Consider the following 1,498-nt stretch of genomic DNA (forward strand, 5'->3'; position numbering starts at 1 on the left):
TTGAAGGGCCGGGGTTCCGGTGGGCCGCTAGGCGGCTTTCCGGCGGGTTCCTGCTTCGCCGGCCCGCTTGCGCGATGCCTCCACAGGCAGCGACGGTGTGCCCCACCGCCGTAGTATCTCGATGGCCGCGTTCGTGTCGGCATTGGCCTCATGGCCGCAGGTGACGCATCGGAACCGCGACTGGCTGGCGCGGCTTGCCGCATCTACGGCCGCGCAGGCCGCGCAGGTCCGGCTGGTGTTCGCCGCCGGCACCTCGACCAGCCGCGCGCCTTGCTCGGCCAGCTTCCAGCCGAGCATGATGCGGAACATGCCCCATCCCTGATCGAGGATGGCGCGGTTCAGCCCCGCCTTGGCCCGCACATTCCGGCCCGGCGCTTCCATCGTGTGGGCCGCCGAGCGGACCATGTTGCGGACCTCCAGCTTCTCCAGCACGACCACGCCGTGGTTCTTGGCGACGGTCGTGCTGGCCTTGTGCAGGAAGTCCTTACGCGCGTCGCCGACGCGCTTGTGCAACCGGGCGACCCGGCGAACCTGCTTCCTCCGGTTGCTGCTGCCCTTCTTCTTCCGGGCTAGCTTGCGCTGCGCCCGCGCCAGTGCCTTGAGCGCCGTCTTCCCGTGGTTCACGGGCTGGATCATGGCGCCGTCCGAGAGCGCGGCGAACACCGCCACGCCCCGGTCGATGCCGACCGCCGGAAGGGTGGATGGCTCGGGCTCCGCGACGCTGCGCTCGTATTGCGCCGCGACCGTCCAGATACCGGCCCGGCGGGCCACGGTGATGTTCTTCACCTCGCTGGGGATGGCCTGGTCCCACCGTAGCCGCACCCAGCCGAGCTTTGGCACCTTCACCTCGCCCCAATGGCGGGAGAGACGCCGGAAGGCGAAGGTCGCGGGATCGGGGAAGCGCATGGCATCGCTCATCCCGCGCTTGCGGGGTGTCGGCGCCTTGGCCCGTCCCGCCCACCAGTTCTGGTAAGCCCGATCCAGGTCCTTGATGGCCTGCTGCAGCGGATGCACTGGCACGGCGCGCAGCCAATCAACCTCGGCCCGCAGTGCCGTGACCTCGCGGCACTGGCTGGCGAGGTTGAACTTCCGGCCCGGCCGATACCAGTCCCGGCGCTGCTCCAAGGCGAGGTTGTAGGTGAACCGCACCGCGCCGACCCACTGCCCCAGCACCGCCGCCTGCTCGGGGGTCGGATAGAGGCGATAGACATGGGCCTTGCGGATCAGCATATCGCAACGGTACCTTTGGTCTATGACGGTATTAAGTGACTTTCGGCGTGGGCGATCCTGCGTCTTCGGTCTTCACGTTCATTTGGTCTTTGTGGCGAAGTATCGACGCCACGTGTTCGATGGCGCGGCCATTGAGACGCTGCGCGGCATCTTCGAGAAGGTCTGCGCCGACTTCGGCGCCGAGCTTCGGGCCTGCGACGGCGAGGACGACCACGTGCATCTGCTGGTGGAGTATCCGCCGACAGTGGCAATCTCCGCCCTCGTGAAC

The 1,498-nt window shown here is 68.0% G+C and carries 2 protein-coding genes; one reads left to right on the forward strand and one right to left on the reverse strand.

Annotated elements, in window-relative coordinates:
• Window positions 1-27: 27 nt before the first annotated feature.
• Window positions 28-1,230 carry an RNA-guided endonuclease InsQ/TnpB family protein gene (locus Q7A36_RS39735; protein WP_305109310.1) on the reverse strand — a complete coding sequence of 401 codons (1,203 nt, stop codon included), beginning with the start codon at window positions 1,228-1,230 and terminating at the stop codon, window positions 28-30.
• Window positions 1,231-1,252: 22 nt separating this feature from the next.
• Here Q7A36_RS39735 and tnpA point away from each other — a divergent pair.
• Window positions 1,253-1,498: IS200/IS605 family transposase (gene tnpA, locus Q7A36_RS39740; RefSeq protein ID WP_305109311.1), on the forward strand; the 246-nt coding region annotated here is incomplete at its 3' end.

The organism is Paracraurococcus lichenis (assembly GCF_030657435.1).
Taxonomy (GTDB): Bacteria; Pseudomonadota; Alphaproteobacteria; order Acetobacterales; family Acetobacteraceae; genus Paracraurococcus; species Paracraurococcus lichenis.